This window comes from Aquimarina sp. AWH4_224 (assembly GCF_056160245.1).
In genome coordinates this window covers 558945-575623 of record NZ_JBSWWU010000003.1, presented here as the reverse complement: position 1 = coordinate 575623, position 16679 = coordinate 558945, and the positions used below count along the sequence as shown (strand labels likewise).

Genomic DNA, 16679 nt, shown 5'->3' with positions numbered 1-16679 from the left:
ATGGCTACAGTAATCAATATGCCACGTTTAAGCGATACCATGGAAGAAGGGGTAGTTGCAAAGTGGCTTGTAAAAAAAGGAGATAAAATTAGTGAAGGAGATATCCTTGCCGAAATAGAAACTGATAAGGCAACAATGGAGTTCGAATCGTTTTACGAAGGGACTTTGTTGCATATTGGTATTGAAGAAGGAGAAACAGCTCCGGTCGATAAATTATTAGCAATTATTGGTGACGAAGGTGAAGATATATCTGCATTATTAAATGGAGACGCTACAGTTGCACCTGAAGCTTCAGATGAAAAGAAGGATGAAGAAGCACCTACTGCAACCAATACTACTACAGAAATACCAGAAGGTGTTGAGATCATTACAATGCCACGTTTAAGTGATACGATGGAAGAAGGAACGGTGGCTACCTGGTTGAAAAAAGTAGGTGATGCTGTTGAGGAAGGAGATATTCTTGCTGAAATAGAGACCGATAAAGCAACCATGGAGTTTGAATCATTTTATAATGGGACATTACTTCATATTGGTATTGAAGAAGGGCAAACTGCACCCGTAGATGCGTTATTAGCGATTATCGGGCCAGCAGGTACAGATGTTTCTGGGCTTAAAGATGGAACTGTTGCGACTAGCGCTAAAAGCGAAACTTCAACTACCAGTGCAGCACAACCTGAAGCTGAAAAAGAAGAATTGCAAACTTCAACAACGACTAATACTAGTACATCTGGAGGCAGAATATTTGCATCTCCTCTAGCTAAAAAAATAGCTAGTGATAAAGGTATAGATCTTTCTCAGGTAAAAGGAACTGGGGAAAATGGACGTATTGTTAAAAAGGATGTAGAATCTTTTGTTCCGTCAGTGTCAGCGCCAGCAGAGTCGAAGGAAACAACAGCAAGTCCTGCCGTTCAGGCATTCGTTCCTGCTGGAGAAGTAAGCTTTGAAGAGGTTAAAAACTCTCAAATGCGTAAAGCGATTGCTAGAGGACTTTCAGCATCCAAGTTTACCGCACCTCATTATTATCTTACTATAGAAGTAGATATGGATAATGCGATATCATCAAGGAAATTGATCAATGAATTACCAGATGTTAAGGTTTCTTTTAATGATATGGTGGTTAAGGCATGTGCAATGGCATTGCGAAAGCATCCTAAAGTAAATACTACCTGGAAAGAAGATGTTACTGTGTTTAATAAACACATCAGTATTGGTGTTGCGGTAGCTGTTCCTGATGGACTTGTAGTACCGGTACTGCCTTTTACGGATAGGATGAATATTATGGAAATAGATTTACTTGTCCGAGAGCTTGCGACAAAAGCCAGAGATAAGAAATTGACTCCACAAGAAATGTCGGGAAGTACTTTTACGGTTTCTAATCTCGGAATGTTTGGGATTCAAGAATTTACTTCTATTATTAATCAGCCTAATTCTGCTATCTTATCTGTAGGAGCAATTGTTCAAAAACCAGTAGTAAAAGATGGGCAGGTTGTGGTAGGAAATACCATGAAAGTAACTTTGGCTTGTGACCATAGAACAGTAGACGGAGCTACCGGAGCTCAGTTTTTACAAACTTTAAAACAATATCTAGAAAACCCAGTGACCATGCTGGCGTAGTGATAATAAAACTTATTGTAGGATCCCGCTTCACCTTGAGGCGGGATTTTTTTATCTTTAGCATCAAATAATTGAGGTATGAAAAAGTATTTAGGGATAATAGCAGTATTAAGTTTGTCTTTTGCTTGTAAACAAGCTACCGTTGTGGCTCAGTCTGATGTAAAAGATACGCTTCCTCAGATCATTAAGACGGATGATCTAAAAGATTTGAAGGGAGATATCACCAAAGAATATATAGAAGCGACTATGAAGTTTTTGGCAAGCGATGAGTTAGAAGGTAGAGATACTGGGAGTAAAGGATATGAAGCTGCTGTGCAGTTCGTAGAAAAGGAATTTCAATCCATGGGAGTGGTGCCTTATTTTGATTCGTATCGAGATAATTTTGAAGCCAAAGGTGTTCCTACGATGAACGTGGTGGGTTACCTAAAAGGGAATGATAAAGAACTTGCTAATCAATTCGTATTGGTTGGAGCTCATTTGGATCATATTGGAAAAGGTAGCGAAGTGAACGGAGATGCTATTGCTAATGGAGCCAACGATAATGCAGCAGGGAGCACTGCGGTTTTGGCTTTGGCCAAACAACTGGCTAAGCTTAAATCGAATAAACGAAGCATTTTATTTGTTCTTTTTGGGGCGGAAGAAAAGGGATTATTGGGTTCCAAACATTTGGCAGAAGTACTTAAGGATAAAGGTATGGATATATATACCATGGTCAATTTTGAAATGATCGGTGTTCCTTTAAACGGAAAATCATATAAAGCGTATCTCACCGGATATGAAAAATCAAATATGGCAGCAAAATTAAATGAATATTCAGGTATGGAACTTATAGGTTTTTTACCAAAAGCAAAACAGTATCAGTTGTTTCAACGCAGTGATAATTTTCCTTTTTTCAAACAATTTAATGTGCCTTGTCAAACCATATCTACTTTCGATTTTACTAATTATGATTATTATCATCATGTAGATGATGAGGTTGCTGCATTGAACTTAGAATTTATGGCAGAATTGATCAATTATTGTCTGCCGGCAGTTGTGAAGATTGCAAGCACTTCTGAAAAAGAAATCAAGTTAAAATAATCAGCTTACACAAATGAGTCATAAAAATATTATTATAACGGGGGCAAGCCGGGGTATAGGGTATGAATTAGCAAAATTGTTTGCAGACGAAGGACATAAAGTACTTGCCTTATCCCGTAATGAAGCCCCGATTCAAAAATTAAATCATAAAAACATAGCCAGTTTTGCTTTTGATATTTGTGAACCACAAGATCTTGCAAAAATGACTGATTTTGTTACTGAAAATTGGGATCAGGTCGATGTTTTGATCAATAATGCTGGGAAATTACTGAATAAACCTTTTGCTGAAATTACTACAAAAGAATTTGAAGAGGTGTATCGGGTAAATGTTTTTGGCGTGGCAGAAATTACCCGGTTAATTCTTCCATTTATGAAGTCGGGAAGCCATGTGGTTACCGTGAGCAGTATGGGAGGCATACAAGGAAGTATGAAGTTTCCTGGTTTGGCGGCGTACAGCTCAAGTAAAGGAGCGGTAATCACTTTGAGCGAATTGCTGGCAGAAGAATATAAGGAGAGTGGGATTGCTTTTAATGTACTTGCTCTTGGAGCGGTGCAAACTGAAATGTTGGAAGAAGCTTTTCCTGGATATCAAGCTCCCTTATCGGCTCTTGAAATGGCAAGTTATATCAAAGGTTTTTCTCTTACAGGGAACAGCTTTTATAATGGTAAAGTGCTACAAGTGTCCAACAGTACTCCATAATCAAAAGGGAAGCGCTAACTGCTAATTGTTGTTCTCTACTTTTGTTTTAAGCCTTTCAAAATAAACCTGGGTTGTTTTCAAGAGTTCTCCATCAATGGTTGTTGTACTTGTTTTGATAACAGTTAATATGGTATCTATAGCGGTAGGATAGATGATTTTTGTTTTTACCGATTGTACCGAGTCAGAAACAGCCTGAAACGAATTGATGAATTCAATTTTTGAAATAAGGGTATCTGTTGTTTTTCTGATGATGTTTTCTGCTTCTGAAGTTATTTTAAATTTGGGATGAGTTTTGATCAGCTGCTTTTCATCTAGTAAAGCTTTTAATTTCTGAGTCACTAGGATTTTATAAGCTTCTTCTTCAGAAACTATACTGGTTTCCGTACTCGTTTCAGAAAACTCGAATTCAGGTACATACAGGTCATTAGCCTCTTTTGAAGCTCTTTTTGAACATCCTATAAAGAGGAGAATGGCGAAGATGATATAACTGAATTGAAACTTCATAATCGTACTCTGAATTTTAGTTTTACAATTTGTCCATTCAATCTTTTGGATTCTATAATCTCTATATTTTTTAATTGTTCTGTTGGAGTCGTAAGCGTATTGATAAATTTTATCTTAGAATACATCTCAATGCCTAATCCATGAGGCAATACCTGAAAAATGGTAGCATCTTTTGCGATGAGTTGAGATAGTTCTTGCTTGCGATGTTCCCAGTCTTCTATCTTACCATTGGCGTAGTAATGGAGCATTAACGCGTAGTCATCTGTTCGTATTTGTATTTCTTCATTTTTTATTGAAGAAACAATTCGGTAAATCGTATCTGTTTTATGATATGGGGATTGTACCACAAATTGAATAAAATCATCTTTGGTAGTCCAACTAAAACACCCTAAACTATCACTTTTGGTGTAGAAGGGAGATTGTTGATCATTAAGAATGATAATATCCATAGGGATCGTATTGATCGGTTGTTTTCGATCCTGATCAATAAAACAAAAATTAAAAGTGTTGGTTTTTGGAGTGAACATATATATAACGGTCAACAGAACCAGGCTCGATAGTAAAAGAATAGTTGCTTTTAAAAGAACAGGTCTTTTGTTCTTTAATTGGTCTTCGGAATGCGTAGCTTTAAAATCATTCCAATTTTTATAATCACAATATTGAGAAAGCAGATTTAGGATGTCTACTCTAGGGAGTTTTTCAGGAGCATTCTTAAAGTAACTATAAAACGATTTTTCGCTAATACTTCCTTTTACTTTTTGTTGTAGGTCCTCTTGAAAAGAAATGATATCCTGTCCTTTCCAAAGAGAAATATCCTTGCTTGAAGCATTGTTTTTTGATAAAAACTCCTGAGCCACAGCTTTTTTAAGCTGATTAAATAATATGTTGTCCTCTGTAGTGATTTTCTAAGTTTTTGATAAAAAGGTAATTACGCTTTGTAAAACAGATTACAAGTGTTTTACAAATAAGCTACAACTCATGTCCATGACCTTCAAATACTTTTGATTTCAGTTTAACAAGATAAAAAATATAACAATGAATACGTTAAAATTAGGAAAAGTGTTGTTGGTGAGTTTTGTGTTCTTTCATCTTTCATGTAGCCAAGAAAAAAGTAATCTGGATATGCATTCAGAATCAATTGCTCTTGAACCCACGGGAGAAACATTGGAGTTTAACAGTTACGAAATCCAAGAAGAAGATAGGCAAGGAGTACAAAAAAAGAAGGTTGATGATCACTCCTTTGAGACAAAAATTATCAAGAATGCAAATTGTCGTCTTAAAGTAAAAAGTGTTGAAGAGGTTACAAAAAGAGCAAAAGCCTTTGTGACATTGCATCAAGGGTATGTCGCCGACGAAAGATTTACGCACACCAATTATTCCAAAGAAAACAGATTTGTGATTCGCGTACCAAAAGATAAATTTGATGTGGTTTTGGATAGTGTTTGTAAGTGGGCTGAATTTGTAGATCATAAGAATGTTTCTACAGTAGATGTAACCGAGGAGTATATGGATGTGTCCAGTAGATTGAAAACAAGACTAGAAGTAAAGGAACGTTACGAAGCTGTTTTGAGGTCAAAAGCCAAAACGGTCGAAGATATTTTGAAGGCTGAGGATAAAATAAAAGATATTCAGGAAGAAATAAAAGCAGCTCAGGGACGAATACAGTATTTAAGCAATAAGGTTTCTTTTAGTACGATACAGATAGATTTGTATGAGGTTGTTGTTCCTAAACCTGAGCCTACAGTATACGAACCTAGTTTTGTAAGTAGGGCAAAAGAAGGGTTCTCTTTTGGTTGGTCGATTATTCAAAATGCCACGTTGATGCTCTTTTATATTTGGCCTATTGTATTTTTGGCGGTATTGGTTCTGGTGTATTTCAAATGGATAAGAAAATAAAATTAATACAAGCGTATCTTTGTGATGCGCTTAATTTTGTATTTTTCACTCGTGAAAGAGATTTTAGCGCGATATATTCCTGAAAGAGCTATTGATCAAGCCTTTGATTTGATTGTTACCTGTAATGTGCACCTTAAGATCGTTAATGAAAGAGTGACTCGTCATGGGGATTATCGCAGAACCTCAGATGGGAGACATCAGATTACAGTAAATGCTTCACTCAATAAGTATCGATTTTTAATTACGCTTATTCATGAAATCGCCCACCTGGTTGCTTTTGAAAAGTATGGCCGTTTTATCAAGCCTCATGGGATAGAGTGGAAAAGAGTTTTTCAGCAATTAATGTTGCCCTATATAAATCCAGAAGTTTTTCCATCAAAATTATTGCCGGTTATTGCTAATCATTTCAAAAATCCCCGGGCTAGTAGTGATACAGACGAAAAATTGTCGTTAGCCTTAAAGCAATATGATCCAGACAATGATAAAAGTTATATATTTGAATTACCTTTCGGAAGTACCTTTAGATTATACAATGGAAAAATTTTCAGAAAAGGAAATAAAAAGGTAAAACGATATGAGTGCGTCGAAATTGCAACAGGTAGAGTATACCTATTTAACCCCAATGCAGAAGTAGAACTGTTACATTAACTTATGAACAAAAATTATTATGCCATATTGATGGCCGGTGGAGTAGGGTCTCGTTTTTGGCCCGTTAGCACAACTAGTTTTCCAAAGCAATTTCATGACATGTTGGGTACGGGAGAAACCTTGATACAAAAAACATTTTCTCGTTTGGCCAAGATTGTACCCGTAGAGAATATTTACATTTTAACCAATGAGTTGTATAACGATTTGGTATTAGAACAGTTGCCATCGGTTACACCAAAGCAGGTGGTCACAGAACCAGCAATGAGAAATACAGCGCCTTGTATTCTTTATGCAGCACTCAAAATTCAAAAGGAGAATCCTGATGGCGTTATGGTTGTAGCACCAAGTGATCATTGGATCGAGGATGAAGATGCTTTTATCGCTGACTTGCAACAAAGTTTCAAAGCCTGTAGTGCCAAAGAAATGTTGATGACCTTGGGAATCCAACCTACATTTCCGAATACAGGGTATGGGTATATCAAATATCATAAAGAAGATAGTGCAATCAAGAAGGTAGAGCAGTTTACCGAAAAACCCGACTACGAAACGGCAAAGACTTTTTTGAACGAAGGAAACTATCTTTGGAATGCTGGAATTTTTATCTGGAGTGTAAGTAGCATTGTTAATGCGTTTGCTCAATTTCAGGAAGAAATGACTACATTGTTCAAGAAAGGAGAGGATGTCTACAATACCGAACAAGAAAAAGCATTTATTGCAACCCATTATGCATTGGCAGAAAATATTTCTATAGACTATGCTATTTTGGAAAAAGCAAAAAATGTATTTGTTCTTCCTGCTAGTTTTGATTGGAATGATTTAGGAACATGGGGGTCATTATACGATAAATTGGATAAAACCAATGAAAAAAACGCAGTGGTTAATGCAAGAGTCCTGACTCAGGATGCATCGGGGAATATGATAAGAACTACGAAGGATAAAATTGTAGTTGTAGATGGATTGACAGATTATATCATTGTAGATAAAGAAGAGGTGCTGCTAATTTATCCCAAGAAAAAGGAACAACATATAAAGGAGGTACGTACAGAAGTAAAAGATACCTTTGGAGAAAAATATACGTAATACAATGGAAGAGAATACCAAACCGCCAGTATCTAATCAAGAAGAAATGACCGAGTCTGTAAAAAGAGATGCCAAAGGTCTGTTTACAAGCATAAAAACATTTCTTCGAGAGTTACTGGACATAAGGTCTGAAACAGATAAGGATCAAACTATAGAGGATGTTAAGAATGATATTCCTTTCAAAGGGCATACGGCTTGGATTCTTATATTTTCGGTCTTTGTGGCATCTATTGGGCTTAATGTAAGTTCGACTGCAGTAGTAATAGGAGCCATGTTAATCTCTCCGTTAATGGGTCCGATCGTTGGGGTTGGATTATCTATTGCTATTAATGATATCGATACTTTAAGAAGATCTCTAATCAATCTTGGAGTGATGGTTGGATTAAGTGTTGCAGCAGCTACCTTATATTTTTGGCTCTCTCCACTTACCGAACTCACACCAGAGTTAGAATCGAGAACAGCGCCAACCATTTTGGATGTATTGGTAGCAGTATCTGGTGGATTGGCATTAATAGTCGCAAAATCAAAGAAAGGAACCATGCCTAATGCTATAGCGGGAGTAGCAATTGCTACCGCATTAATGCCGCCATTATGTACTGTGGGATATGGGATTGCTGTTTGGGAACCCAACTTCTTTTTGGGAGCATTATATCTATTCAGTATCAATGCTATATTTATTGCATTATCTACCTTTATCGTTGCCAAGCTATTGCGTTTCCCGATGATACGGTATGCAAATTCTGCAAAGCGAAAGCGTACTGCACAATTAGCGTCATTATTGGCTATATTGGCGATGATCCCAGCAAGTTATACATTTTATGTAACGTTAAAAGAAAGTAATGCAGAACGCGATTATTCTCATTTTATAGAAGATGAGGTGAATGCGAATGAAAATTTATACTTGCGTAAGGACTTCTATAATTACAACGAAAGAACCATTAAACTATATTTTGATGGAGAAATGCCAGAAGCAGTGATGAGTGATTTGAAAAATGAAATTAAAAATTACAAGCATATTTCAGATTTTGAGCTGACCATTAATGGGAATAAAGCCCGTGGATTGGATCAGGTATCAAAAGCCTATGACCGCGCAATTGTAGAGCTAGATCGCATGCAAAAGGAGAATGATAAGTTGTTGGATGAGATCGAAGATCTTAAAATACAAATGGCCGGTCTGGAAACTAGCCTGAGAGAAGCAAATAAGGAGGTTCCAGTAGAGGTACTACCTTATTTTAATATTTCTAAAGATGCCAAAATTCGTTTTCCGGATTTGGAAACGCTGGGATATGCAGAGATGTTGAAATCAAATTTCTTGCGTATGGATACCGTGCAGGTCATCTTCCCAAGATGGAAGTTTAAAGTGTCTGATAGTCTTGAGGTCGACAGAAATCAAAGATTAAGAGAATGGATTACCAGAGAATTGAAAGCAGATACCTTATATCTCGAATAATACGATATGGCCAAAAACTCTTTTAGGATTGTGTAGGATACTACAAACCTTTTAGTTGTGCATCTCTCACCTTTTTGAAAAGGTTGGAAGAGTACACAAAATCGGTAACGGCTTGGTTGTCGGTTTTAAAAATTTGGGTTTTGTCACCTTCCCATTCCAGGTGTCCTTTCTGGAGAAAAACGATTTTTTCACCGATCTCCATCACAGAATTCATATCATGTGTGTTGATTACCGTAGTGATATCATTCTCTTCAGTGAGTTCTTTTATTAGATTGTCAATTACGATAGCAGTTCTTGGATCTAAACCAGAGTTGGGTTCGTCACAAAATAAGTATTTAGGTTGGGTTACTACTGCTCTGGCAATAGCAACACGCTTTTGCATTCCTCCACTAATTTCAGAAGGTAACTTTTTCTCTGCGTTTTCAAGATTAACACGCTGAAGTACTTCATGTACTCGGTGTAACATTTCCTCTTTACTCTGTTTTGTAAACATCATAAGAGGGAACATAACATTCTCTTCTACTGTCATAGAATCAAATAATGCACTCCCTTGAAATACCATCCCCATTTGTTCTCTAAGGTCCCTTTGTTCTTGTTCGTTCAAATCAGAATACGTTGCTCCGTCATAACAGATAGTTCCTTTTTCTGGAGTAAATAGTCCTAATAAACATTTCAGGAAAACCGTTTTACCACTACCACTTTGCCCAATGATCAAATTTGTTTTTCCACGATCAAAAGTAGTTGTGATTCCTTTCAAAATCTCTTCTCCGTTAAATCCTTTATGTAAACCTTTTACTTCTATCATTAGCTAAGTAATAATTGAGTGATTAAATAATTAGAGATAATGATAACCACAGTAGTCCATACAAAAGCTGTAGTGCTGGCTTTACCAACTTCCAATGCTCCTCCTTTCATATAATATCCATGAAACGATGGAATGGTAGCTAATAGAAAAGCAAAGAAAAAGGTTTTTATAAACGCATAGGTAAGGTGAAACGGCATAAACTCTTCTCGTAATCCAATCAGAAAATCAGTACTCGATATAAACCCTCCATATACTCCGGCTACATAAGCCCCAACAATACCGATAAACATTGCAATAGCGATTACAAAAGGATAGGTGAGCATAGCTATGATTTTTGGAAATACCAGGTAGTTTAAGGAATTGATACCCATTACTTCGAGTGCATCAATTTGTTCGGTTACCCGCATAGTTCCAATACTTGAAGTAATAAAAGACCCTACTTTACCTGCCATGATAACCGAAATAAAAGTAGGTGCAAACTCCAAAATCACCGATTGTCGAGAAGCAAAAGCGATCAGTTTTTTGGGGATCAAAGGATTGGTAAGGTTAAGTGCCGTTTGGATAGCAACTACCGCACCAATAAAGAAAGCAAGGAATACTGTTATACCCAAGGATCCTATAATTAAGTCGTCTATTTCTTTAAATATTAAATTTCGTAAAACAGAACCTTTAGTCATGCGACTAAAAACTCCTTTTAACATTAAAAAATAACGACCAATATCGTCTAGATAAAACATATATTCCCAATTAGAAAAGCTAAAATAGAAAAAAAAATATCCTTAGCATTTAACCTTTCATTAAAGTTTTGCTTTTATATCCACCGTAAATTTGCGGTCCAAATTGCATGAGGTAATGAATAGACGAACTTTAGGTAGCTCACTTTTTTGTTATTGTCGGTTTCGGTCTAGATAAAAAAGGAATTATAGAAGTTGTCGAAGTGTGTTTTGTGCGCTTCTTACTGCTCCTTCCATATATCCTCCAAACTGGGGAGAGGTTTCTGATCCTGCGATGTAGAAGTTATTGTCATAAAATCCATTTTGATAGGCTGGGTTTCCGTTGTTTTGATGTGGGAAAATAAACTGATTTGCATCAAACGTGGTGAAAGCTTCATTTCTCCAGAGGGTTTCATGATATGAAGTGTAAGAAAGAATGTCATTGCCAAACATCTTTTGAAGCTGATTTAGAACTTTGGTTTGTCTTTCTTTAGCAGTGTCGAGATGCATTTCATTTTTGATAAAACCTTTTAGGGCGTATTTGTTGTTTTCGTAATTAGAATGATCATACAATTCTGTTACCGGTCCCACATTACTAAAAACAGCACCAGAATATTGATGTTCTTTCCAAAAAGGTTTAGAAAAAGAAAGTCCTACCTTTATGGAGTCACGCATCCATGTGTGTGTTTGGTTGGCAAGAGTGATTATGTTTTTAGGTAAGTTGGGAGTAAATTTTACCGTATTCATCAATAACATTGGAGGAATGGTAGATACTACTTTATTGGATGTAAATTGTTGGTTTTCGGTCTTTACAATACATCTATTGATCCCATCATAGCTAATTTCGTTGACTTTACAACCTAATGCTATGTGGTTTGCAGGTATGGTATTGGCCAGTTGGTGTGTCAATGTACTGGTTCCTCCTTGTATTCTATAACTTGATGGTTGGTTTTCGGGTATTTGAATGCGTTGAGGTGGTGAAGTAGATAAGGATTCAAAAAGTGTGATGCCTCCCATTGATTGCTCAAAAACAGGAATTTTTAATTCCTGTAGTAGTTTGAATAAAGTGGTATGTTGTGTTCCTAACCAGGTGGCACCCATTTCTATTGGAGTATGATCGGGAGTATAAGTGGTGTGTATTCGACCTCCTAGTCGATCTCGAGCTTCTACAACGGTAAATGATATACCGTGTTGTTGCAGTCTATATGCTAGTAATAGCCCAGTTAACCCTGCCCCAATAATCGTAACGTCTGTTCTCATTGCATTTCAAAATTAAAAATAAAGAGTAAAGCTGTGGTATAGCTTTACTCTTTATTTTAGCATAAAAGTTGGCTTTATTTTTCCATTAAATGTGTACCATGGACCACTGCAGCACCTGCTCTAAGTGCAGCTGCAATAAATGTAGTTTCAGCCAACTCTTCTTGAGTTGCACCATGTTTTATGGCGTTGTTTTTATGGATTTCCAGACAATAAGGACATTGTGTGGTTAACGCTACAGCAACTGCCATTAGCTCTTTATATTTTACCGGAATAGCACCTTCTTCTAATGCAATACTATCAAAAGCCTGAAATGCTTTCATTGCCTTTTCGGCATTTTTACCAAGTTGACCTAATTGCTTTAGGTTATTCATGTCATACATAGCGTAATTCGAATTTAGATTAGTTTCTACCAGCTATTACTCCTCCATCAGTATCCCAAATAGCACCAGTTACCCAAGATGCCTTGTCAGAAAGTAAAAAGGTGATACTATCCGCGATATCTTGTGGGGTTCCGTTTCTTCCGATCGGGTGGAAATTGTTGAAACCTACCAATGCTTTTTTCGCTTCTTCGGCACTTCCGAACACGCTATCGTATACAGGAGTCTCTACCACCGCAGGAGAAACCGCATTTACTCGTATACCTTCATCAGCAAGTTCCATCGCTAGGTGTTGCGTAAGCGAATGTAAACCTGCTTTTTGCATGGAGTACGCAGAGGACGGAGTGGCCTTAACCGCTTGTTTAGCCCACATAGAACCTACATTTACAATGGACCCGTACTGATTTTCTTTCATCTTCTTGGCAGCAGCTTGGGTAATAAAGAAAAACCCTCTGTTAAGATCCTGATACGAATCGTAATCGGCTACCGTGTGATCCAAAAATGACTTCGGTCCAAAGATTCCTGAAGCATTTACCAGATGATCCAAACGATCAAGACTTTCAATTTTGTTGATTAAGGCGTTTACACTGTCCTGACTAGTTATATCTACCTTGTGTTTGATAACGTTGGCCGCGTCTTCTATTTTTGCAGTATTTCTTCCTACTACGTGCACCGTTGCACCTTCGTTAATTAGATTTTGTACGGTAGCTTTACCGATTCCGCTAGTTCCTCCTATGACTAAGGCAACTTTGTTACTAAATGTGTTCATGTTTTATAGTTTTAAGTTAATATTGAACAGACAAGTCTGTCTTTTTTTGATAAAAAAAATTATGCTACTAAACTTCTGCAAAGTGACAGGCCCGTCTCGATAGGCCATTTGCTTTGATGTAGTTTACTTTCTGAAATTGCACTTTCGTACAATAAATAAATCTTTCTCGCTAATAGTTCTTCTTCTTGATCAGTAGCTTGGCTCAAATTTTTATTGATTAAAGCCTTAATAAATTGGATAAATTCTTCTTTTTGTTTCTGAATTTCCTGTTGCACTCTTTCGCTTCCATGTGGGAGTTCTGCAATGGTATTTAAGCACCAACATCCATTAAAATCCTTCTGATCAAAGAATTTCTGTAAAAACCCAAACAATGCATATAGTTGATCCTTACCTTCTTCAGCTTGATTTACAAAATCTTTGATGTCTTTGGTAAAGGTGCTGTTCTTATATTGAAGATAGGCAAGGCAAATATCTTCTTTTGAAGCAAAATGATTGTACAAAGTAGCTTTGGCAATGCCTGCTTCTTTGATAATTTCATTGATTCCGGTTAGATTATATCCGTTACGATAAAACAGATTAGATGCGGTTTCAATGATATGTTGCCTAATTAATGAATGTTTCATGGTACAAACATAGATAAAAAACAGACAAGTCTGTCTGTTTTTGTTTAATTTTAACATTTACGAGGTTCAAGAGAAGAAGGGTTAGAGTAGTTTTTTTCTAATTTTTTTCCATCGTAATGCACGGACAAACTTACCTTCATTGGCAGATATAAGATAAGTTTTCTTTTCTTTTTTGGCTTTAAAAAAGCCCGTGATATAATCTTTGATAAGAATAGGTCGTTTTTTGAGCAATGCTAACTTTATTGAGGCAATTAGGGTAATCCAAAACCCATAACGCATTCTGTAAAAAGCTTCTCCTTGTTTGTATTTTGCTTTGGGATTGTAGGTGTTTCCAGTCGGTTTCAGATGTTTCACTGCTAAGTGTTCATCAGTTTTGATCTCCCAATGATGATATTGTGCTAGAAGTTCGTCTATGGTGTCCCAACCCATTGCTGTCTTTAATCCGTCAATATCTGCAAAACAATCTTTTCTATACGCTTTAAGCGCCCCACGGATATGATCTTTGTTGGTTAAATTCTCTAGCACCCATTCTTCGTTTTTCTGGATAAAACAAAAACCTCCCACCATACCAATTCTAGAATTGGATTCGAAATGAGAAACCATTTTTTCTATATAATTGTTGGGAAAAATCAAATCGGCATCAAACTTACAGATGATATCGTAGTCCTGATCTAATGTTTCATATCCGTTGTAAAAAGCATTGATGACTTTGCTACCTGGTAAATGAAGTTCTGAAGCCGAAGTTTTTATCTGTGTTATGAAGTTATATTGCTCGGAATAACCAGTAACGATAGCTTCGGTATTGTCATTAGAATTGTCATTAACCACAACGATCTTCTGAGGTAGTAGCGTTTGCGAAACCAAAGAATCCAAAGTTTTGGCGATAAAGCGTTCTTCGTTATGAGCAGGTATGACGATATAAACCTTCAAATTTTATTGATTTTTTAATCTGTTATCCTTTCTGCATAAACCATATAATAGCGTGGAGTAAAAAGTCGTAACAAAGGTCTGAATCCTATTTTTTTTACCGGATGTGTCCATTTTTCTCTTGCAATGATTTTCCACCCCGCCTTTTCTAATAACCAATCAAATTGCCAGTCTTCGAATTCGTGATAGTGTCTGTCCCAGGGATCAGTCTTACTGCGGTATGCCGGAGAGAACCACAGTTTTAATGGAATAGAAGCAACTAATTTGTTAGCCTTTATATCTCGAAGCACATTGAAAGGTGCTATTAGATGTTCAAAAATTTCAAAAGCCGTAACCATATCAAAACCCTCATTTATAACAGCTGTTGTATCAAGATCCAGATCTTCGCCTGTGGTATTTGCGACCGTGTATCCTTCTTTTTCCATGAATTCTACAAAAGGGTTTCGTACCCCAAGATCCAGAATGTTGGAAGGGGCAGGGGTGTGACTCCGTAAGAATTCTAGCGTTTTTTGATAGCGTTTATGAGGAAAAGTTCCTTCGTACATAGTAATAAGTGCATTATTGCCTGTAAAAATAGACAATTACTAAGATTAGCTGCACTTGTTCTTATATTTTTATGAATATCTAATGCTGATATAGAAAGGCATTGATGTTCATTCCGGCACCAACACTGGCAAATAGTAAATAATCACCTTTATTAATGGTTTGATCGTCAATTTTATGGTTTAGGATAAGATCATAGAGGGTAGGAATAGTGGCTACACTACTATTACCAAGTTTTTGTATGCTCATCGGCATCACGTTTTCAGGAACTTCTTTTCCATAAAGCTCATAAAACCGTTTTACAATGGCTTCATCCATTTTTTCATTAGCTTGATGGATAAGTATTTTTTTGATATCACCAATACCAACATCCGTTTTATCTAAACAAGCTTTCATTGCTTTTGGAACATGATTTAGGGCAAATTCATAGATCTTTCTACCGTACATTTTGATGTATTTGTTGGAGTCGGTAGTATTTTGATTATAGGTTTTTCCGAAAAATAAGAAGTTGGCTTCTTCCAAGGTGTAGGATGCGCTTATCGAAGAAATGATACCTCCTTTATCTTCAGAAACCTCAATTATTGAAGCTCCGGCACCATCAGAATAAATCATAGAATCCCGATCATGTGCATCGATCACTCGGGATAAAGTCTCTGCCCCAATGATGAGGCATTTTTTAGCCATTTTACTTTTGATAAACGATTGCGCTTGTATCACCCCTTCTATCCAACCGGGACAACCAAACAACAAATCATAGGCGACACAATATGGGTTTTTGATTTGCAATTTGTGTTTAACTCTTGCGGCTAGACTAGGAACTGTATCGGCTTGCGAAGTATTTTTGTCTACATCGCCAAAGTTGTGTGCTACAATGATATAGTCCAAAGTTTCAGGGTCAACTTCTGAGTCTTTTATGGCTGCTTTTGCGGATAGAAAGGCCAGATCAGAGGTATTTTGTTCTTGAGAAGCATATCTACGCTCTTCAATACCAGTGATTTTTTTGAATTTTTCAATGACTACTGAAGTTGGATGATGTATTTCGGTACCATCTGCGTTCAAAAACTGATGACTTAAAAAATCCTCGTTTTGCTCTATTAGTGCTGGTATGTAGCTTCCTGTGCCGGTTATCTTAATGTTCATTGTATTCCTTTTCCTATTGAATACATAAGATAGGTAATACAATCTTTTTTGCTATGCATGCATAATAAAAATTACGATGCCCAACCTTAGGTTTTTGCATGAAAACCCCTGATAATTTGCTTTTTACTGCATTTTTATACGCATCACAGTAGCGATAGAAAGTGCTCTTGTTTTCATCAGATTGGCAAGGTCTCCTTCGAAGTTTTGATCAATAGCTTTATTGAATAAAGCAAGCCAGGTTTGAAAATGAATTTCTTCAAACTTCTTTTTGCCATTAAGATCTAAATGGATTTGTAATACATTTTTTTGATAGCGCCCTTTTCTAAATAACTGTTGTTCCCAAAAGTCAGTAATTTCTGGTAAATGTTCTTCAAGATGTAGACGGGCTATTTTGGTAAAGAAATCCCCGATTATAGGGTCAACAAGTGCTTCGGTATAGAAAGTTTGCATTATATGCTCAATATCTTGTCTTGAAGAAATATCTCTCATTATGTTGGTATTAAAAAAAAGAGGCAACTTTTTGTTGCCTCTTTTTACTATCTAAACTTTT

At 36.6% G+C, this 16679-nt stretch carries 19 protein-coding genes; 7 read left to right on the top strand and 12 right to left on the bottom strand.

All coding sequences use genetic code 11. The features are described 5' to 3' along the window. The 3 genes from ACXAGJ_RS08720 to ACXAGJ_RS08710 all read left to right on the top strand — a co-directional run bounded on the left by ACXAGJ_RS08720 (position 1) and on the right by ACXAGJ_RS08710 (position 3394). Complete coding sequence (locus ACXAGJ_RS08720) at positions 1-1614, top strand: pyruvate dehydrogenase complex dihydrolipoamide acetyltransferase (protein ID WP_474838951.1); 1614 nt, start codon at positions 1-3, stop codon at positions 1612-1614. A 78-nt stretch (positions 1615-1692) separates the two neighbouring features. Then, positions 1693-2694, top strand: coding sequence for a M20/M25/M40 family metallo-hydrolase (locus tag ACXAGJ_RS08715; RefSeq protein ID WP_474838949.1), 1002 nt, complete (start codon positions 1693-1695; stop codon positions 2692-2694). 13 nt (positions 2695-2707) lie between these two features. After that, positions 2708-3394, top strand: a complete 687-nt coding sequence (locus ACXAGJ_RS08710) for an SDR family NAD(P)-dependent oxidoreductase (protein ID WP_474838947.1) — start codon at positions 2708-2710, stop codon at positions 3392-3394. Between the two features lie 21 nt (positions 3395-3415). Here the strand turns inward: ACXAGJ_RS08710 and ACXAGJ_RS08705 are convergent, their stop codons facing one another. Together ACXAGJ_RS08705 and ACXAGJ_RS08700 are read right to left on the bottom strand one after the other, a co-directional pair. After that, on the bottom strand, positions 3416-3898 hold the full coding sequence (locus tag ACXAGJ_RS08705) for a hypothetical protein (protein WP_474838945.1): 483 nt from the start codon (positions 3896-3898) through the stop codon (positions 3416-3418). After that, positions 3895-4755 (bottom strand): hypothetical protein, encoded by an 861-nt coding sequence (locus ACXAGJ_RS08700; protein ID WP_474838943.1) that lies wholly within the window; start codon positions 4753-4755, stop codon positions 3895-3897. Before ACXAGJ_RS08700 ends, ACXAGJ_RS08705 begins: the two co-directional genes overlap by 4 nt. Positions 4756-4933: 178 nt before the next feature. On the opposite strand from ACXAGJ_RS08700, the gene ACXAGJ_RS08695 reads away from it, so the two are divergent. From ACXAGJ_RS08695 to ACXAGJ_RS08680, 4 genes are read left to right on the top strand one after another with little or no spacing between them, the layout of a single operon-like run. After that, positions 4934-5794, top strand: a complete 861-nt coding sequence (locus ACXAGJ_RS08695; RefSeq protein WP_474838941.1) for a DUF4349 domain-containing protein — start codon at positions 4934-4936, stop codon at positions 5792-5794. A gap of 51 nt (positions 5795-5845) precedes the next feature. Then, positions 5846-6442: a SprT-like domain-containing protein gene (locus ACXAGJ_RS08690; protein ID WP_474838939.1), complete on the top strand. Its 597-nt coding sequence runs from the start codon at positions 5846-5848 to the stop codon at positions 6440-6442. A gap of 3 nt (positions 6443-6445) precedes the next feature. Further along, positions 6446-7522 carry a mannose-1-phosphate guanylyltransferase gene (locus ACXAGJ_RS08685; protein WP_474838937.1) on the top strand — a complete coding sequence of 359 codons (1077 nt, stop codon included), beginning with the start codon at positions 6446-6448 and terminating at the stop codon, positions 7520-7522. Next, complete coding sequence (locus ACXAGJ_RS08680; protein ID WP_474838935.1) at positions 7503-8972, top strand: DUF389 domain-containing protein; 1470 nt, start codon at positions 7503-7505, stop codon at positions 8970-8972. Before ACXAGJ_RS08685 ends, ACXAGJ_RS08680 begins: the two co-directional genes overlap by 20 nt. 40 nt (positions 8973-9012) lie before the next feature. Here the strand turns inward: ACXAGJ_RS08680 and ACXAGJ_RS08675 are convergent, their stop codons facing one another. The 10 genes from ACXAGJ_RS08675 to ACXAGJ_RS08630 all read right to left on the bottom strand — a co-directional run bounded on the left by ACXAGJ_RS08675 (position 9013) and on the right by ACXAGJ_RS08630 (position 16618). Then, positions 9013-9777, bottom strand: a complete 765-nt coding sequence (locus tag ACXAGJ_RS08675) for an ABC transporter ATP-binding protein (protein WP_474838933.1) — start codon at positions 9775-9777, stop codon at positions 9013-9015. Then, a complete protein-coding gene (locus ACXAGJ_RS08670) occupies positions 9777-10514 on the bottom strand; it encodes an MlaE family ABC transporter permease (RefSeq protein WP_073316728.1) in 738 nt (245 codons plus the stop codon). Before ACXAGJ_RS08670 ends, ACXAGJ_RS08675 begins: the two co-directional genes overlap by 1 nt. A gap of 183 nt (positions 10515-10697) precedes the next feature. Beyond that, entirely contained in the window at positions 10698-11750 is a 1053-nt protein-coding gene (locus ACXAGJ_RS08665) for a flavin monoamine oxidase family protein (protein WP_474838931.1), read from the bottom strand. A gap of 74 nt (positions 11751-11824) precedes the next feature. Beyond that, positions 11825-12121: a carboxymuconolactone decarboxylase family protein gene (locus ACXAGJ_RS08660; protein WP_474838929.1), complete on the bottom strand. Its 297-nt coding sequence runs from the start codon at positions 12119-12121 to the stop codon at positions 11825-11827. A gap of 28 nt (positions 12122-12149) precedes the next feature. Further along, positions 12150-12896 (bottom strand): SDR family NAD(P)-dependent oxidoreductase, encoded by a 747-nt coding sequence (locus ACXAGJ_RS08655; RefSeq protein ID WP_474838927.1) that lies wholly within the window; start codon positions 12894-12896, stop codon positions 12150-12152. Between the two features lie 59 nt (positions 12897-12955). Continuing rightward, positions 12956-13519, bottom strand: a complete 564-nt coding sequence (locus ACXAGJ_RS08650; RefSeq protein WP_473282268.1) for a TetR family transcriptional regulator — start codon at positions 13517-13519, stop codon at positions 12956-12958. 81 nt (positions 13520-13600) lie between these two features. Next, on the bottom strand, positions 13601-14449 hold the full coding sequence (locus ACXAGJ_RS08645) for a glycosyltransferase family 2 protein (protein WP_474838924.1): 849 nt from the start codon (positions 14447-14449) through the stop codon (positions 13601-13603). A 14-nt stretch (positions 14450-14463) separates the two neighbouring features. Next, positions 14464-14991: a class I SAM-dependent methyltransferase gene (locus ACXAGJ_RS08640; protein WP_474839007.1), complete on the bottom strand. Its 528-nt coding sequence runs from the start codon at positions 14989-14991 to the stop codon at positions 14464-14466. A 79-nt stretch (positions 14992-15070) separates the two neighbouring features. Further along, positions 15071-16129 (bottom strand): 3-oxoacyl-ACP synthase III family protein, encoded by a 1059-nt coding sequence (locus ACXAGJ_RS08635; protein ID WP_474838922.1) that lies wholly within the window; start codon positions 16127-16129, stop codon positions 15071-15073. A 123-nt stretch (positions 16130-16252) separates the two neighbouring features. Then, positions 16253-16618, bottom strand: a complete 366-nt coding sequence (locus ACXAGJ_RS08630) for a group III truncated hemoglobin (RefSeq protein WP_474838920.1) — start codon at positions 16616-16618, stop codon at positions 16253-16255. Between the last annotated feature and the right edge of the window lie 61 nt (positions 16619-16679).